Origin of the sequence: Spirillospora sp. NPDC049652 (assembly GCF_040675125.1) — a bacterium.
GTDB lineage: Bacteria > Actinomycetota > Actinomycetes > Streptosporangiales > Streptosporangiaceae > Spirillospora.
Genome location: NZ_JBFAOF010000841.1, coordinates 1 through 3205 on the forward strand (window position 1 = coordinate 1; position 3205 = coordinate 3205).

At 71.8% G+C, this 3205-nt stretch carries 3 protein-coding genes; 2 read left to right on the forward strand and 1 reads right to left on the reverse strand.

Features of this window, described 5'->3' with window-relative positions:
- A partial coding sequence (locus tag AB0J52_RS33590) for a DEAD/DEAH box helicase (RefSeq protein ID WP_500186900.1) occupies window positions 1-1345 on the reverse strand: 1345 nt, incomplete at its 3' end.
- A gap of 489 nt (window positions 1346-1834) precedes the next feature.
- On the opposite strand from AB0J52_RS33590, the gene AB0J52_RS33595 reads away from it, so the two are divergent.
- Together AB0J52_RS33595 and AB0J52_RS33600 are read left to right on the forward strand one after the other, a co-directional pair.
- Entirely contained in the window at window positions 1835-2623 is a 789-nt protein-coding gene (locus AB0J52_RS33595) for a hypothetical protein (RefSeq protein WP_500186897.1), read from the forward strand.
- On the forward strand, window positions 2620-3205 hold a 586-nt coding region (locus AB0J52_RS33600), incomplete at its 3' end, for a serine/threonine-protein kinase (protein ID WP_500186898.1). The genes AB0J52_RS33595 and AB0J52_RS33600, both read left to right, overlap by 4 nt.

Here is a 3205-nt window from a genome sequence, read left to right on the forward strand (position 1 = left end):
CGCCGACATCGACGCGCTCGCGGTCCCGGTCCGGGGCGTGGCCGTGGTCGCGTCCCAGGTCGCGTCCCAGGTCGCGTCCCCGGTCGCGGTCACGATCCCGGTCACGGCCATGGTCGCGCTCGCGGGTGCGGGTCTTGCCGGTCTCGCCGATGTCCTCCAGCTTCTCGGCCTCCAGGCCGGCGCGGCCGTGGCGGCGCTCCTTCGGGAGGGTGCCCCGGGTGCCCTTGGGGATCCCGAGGGCCTCGAAGAAGTGGGGGCTGCTGGAGTAGGTCTCCTCAGGCTGGGCGAAGTCCAGGCCGAGGGTGGTGTTGATCAGCTTCCAGCGCGGGATGTCCGACCAGTCGACCAGGGTGACCGAGATGCCCTCGCGCCCCGCGCGGCCGGTGCGGCCGATGCGGTGGACGTAGGTGTCGGCGCTGTCGGGGCACTCGAAGTTGACGACGTGCGTGACGTCGTCCACGTCGAGGCCGCGGGCGGCGACGTCGGTGGCGACCAGCACCTCGATCTTGCCGTTGCGGAACGCGCGGAGCGCGCGCTCGCGCTGCGACTGGCCGAGGTCGCCGTGCACGGCGGCGGCGTCGAAGCCGCGCTGGACCAGGTCGGCGGCGACGCGGTCGCAGGCCCGCTTGGTCTGGCAGAACACCATGGTCAGGCCGCGGCCCTCCGCCTGCAGCAGGCGGGCGACCATCTCCGGCTTGTCCATCTGGTGCGCCTGGAACACGAACTGCTTGACCTGCGGCGTGGCCTCGGACTCCGAGTGGGCCTCGGCGCGGACGTTGGTCGGGCGGGTCAGGTAGCGGCGCGACAGCGCGGCGATCTCGCCCGGCATGGTCGCCGAGAAGAGCATCGTCTGGCGCTTCTCGGGGACGCGCTTGATGATCCGCTCGATGTCGGGCAGGAACCCGAGGTCGAGCATGCGGTCGGCCTCGTCCAGGACGAGCACCTTGACCTCGGACAGGTCGAGGTACTTCTGCTTGGCGAGGTCGAGCAGCCGGCCCGGGGTGCCGACGACGACGTCCACGCCGGAGCGCAGCGCCTCGATCTGGGGCTCGTACGCGCGTCCGCCGTAGACCGACAGCACGCGGGTGCCGAGCTTGCCGCCCGCGACCAGCAGGTCGTCGGTGACCTGGAGGGCCAGCTCGCGGGTCGGCGCGATGACCAGGGCCTGCGGCTTGACGTGGCCGTGCTCGATGCGCTGCAGCGCGGCGATGCCGAACGCGAGCGTCTTGCCGGTGCCGGTGCGGGCCTGGCCGATGATGTCGTGGCCGCCCAGCGCGATCGGCAGGGCGAGCTCCTGGATGGGGAACGCGTCGACGATGCCCTCGGCTTTCAGGGCGTCGGCTATCTCGGGGACGACCCCGAGGTCAGCGAAGGTAGTCAGGGCTTCCAGCCTCCAATATGCGGGGTCCTCGCTCCCGTTGCGGCGCAGCGCCGTCGGCTCCGCCGGAGCCCGTACACCGGTGCTCCGGGCCGACCTCGCACGGCTGCGTTCCCGGCAGGCCGCTTGCCCGCCGGTCGCTTTCCGTGGCCGCGCGCTCGCGCGGGAGGGACCAGCCGTCGATCAATTCCTTACGGCGACCGCAGTCAGGGGTTGAAAGCAGTCACTCACTGTGGCTGCGTGCGGTCACACTCCGCGACGCAGTGTACCGGCGCTGGTGTGCCTACACCAATAGCCGATCACCTGTCCCAACGTTTCCCCGATCTGGGGTATTCCCCATGCCCTGCGGTACCGGGGATTTCCGTGCTCCAGGTGGCCGGGAGTGGCCGCCGTTCCGTCCAGATCCTGACATTCTGTGATGCGCTCAGGTTCGCGGTCGACGGAGGGCGGAACGGGATGCGGACGGTCGTACGGAGTGCGGTCGCGGTCGCGATGGTCGGGACGGCGCTGGCCGGGTGCTCGTCCGGCGGGAAGGACAAGGCCGGCCCGGACACCCCGGCGAAGGGGACCATCGTGCTGCAGGACAGCACCGACCACCCCGACCAGCTGGTGAAGTTCAAGGACGCCGAGTACGTCAAGGTCGCCGGGCTGGCCGACAAGGCCGCCGAGCAGCGCATCGGGCAGGCGTTCCACGCCCCGCTGGACTGGACGGTCAAGTGGCTCGGCGCGACCCTGGACGGCGACCGCCGCAAGCAGTGCCAGGGCAAGTCGAGCATCGTCCAGACCAAGGTGCGGTTCGGCCTCGGCGGTCCGGACATCGTGTCCGCCACCAGCGCGATCGTCATGATCCCCTGCTACGAGAGCGAGGAGGCGCTGCCGACCATCCCGGTCACCGTGGACGTGAAGGCCGGCAAGGCCCTCACCGCGCAGGACGTCCTGACCGACGCCGTCCTCAAGGACCCCAAGGGCCTGTGGGAGGCGCTGTCGGGCCCGAAGGACGACTGGAAGCAGTGTGAGCTCGGCGACATCAGTGGCAAGGACTTCCTGCCCGGCAAGAAGGAGGGCCCCGCCGAGACGCCGCCGAACGCCGGGCTGTTCTTCGACCGCAAGGGCCTGAACCTGATCTGGTCGACCATCGGGACCGACTGCTCGACCTTCACCTTCAGCGCTCCGTACGACAAGCTCAAGGACATCGTGAAGCCCGACGTCCTGTCCCGTCTCCGGGCCGCCGCCGACGCGAAATGACCTCCCACGGCGGGCCGTCCGGGCGCGACGGCGGACAGCACAGCGGCGGGCGGTGGCGGGTCGCGGGGTTCGAGGAGCTGCGCGAGCTCGGGGCGGGCGCGCAGGGACGGGTCGTCCTCGCCCGGCACCAGGACGCCGGGACCCCGGTCGCGATCAAGTACCTGGACGTCTCCGCGGCCGATCCGGACGAGCGGGAGCGGCGGCTCGCGCGCCTCCGGGACGAGGCGGTGATGCTCGGCCGCGTCGCCGACCCGCACGTGGTCCGGCTCTTCCGGTTCGTGACCGCGCCGGAGGGCGCGGCGCTGGTGATGGAGGCGGTGGACGGCGTCCCGCTGGCGCGCGTCCTCGCCGAGAACGGCGCGCTCGCGCCCGAGGCGGCGCTGACCGTCCTCAAGGGCTCGCTGCAGGGGCTCGCCGCCGCCCACGCCGCCGGGATCGTGCACCGCGACTACAAGCCGGGCAACGTGGTCGTCCGTCCGGACGGGCTGAGCAAGCTGGTCGACTTCGGGATCGCCGTGCCGGTCGGCGAGGCGTCCGCGGTGGGGACGCCCGCGTACATGGCCCCCGAGCAGTGGCGCGGCG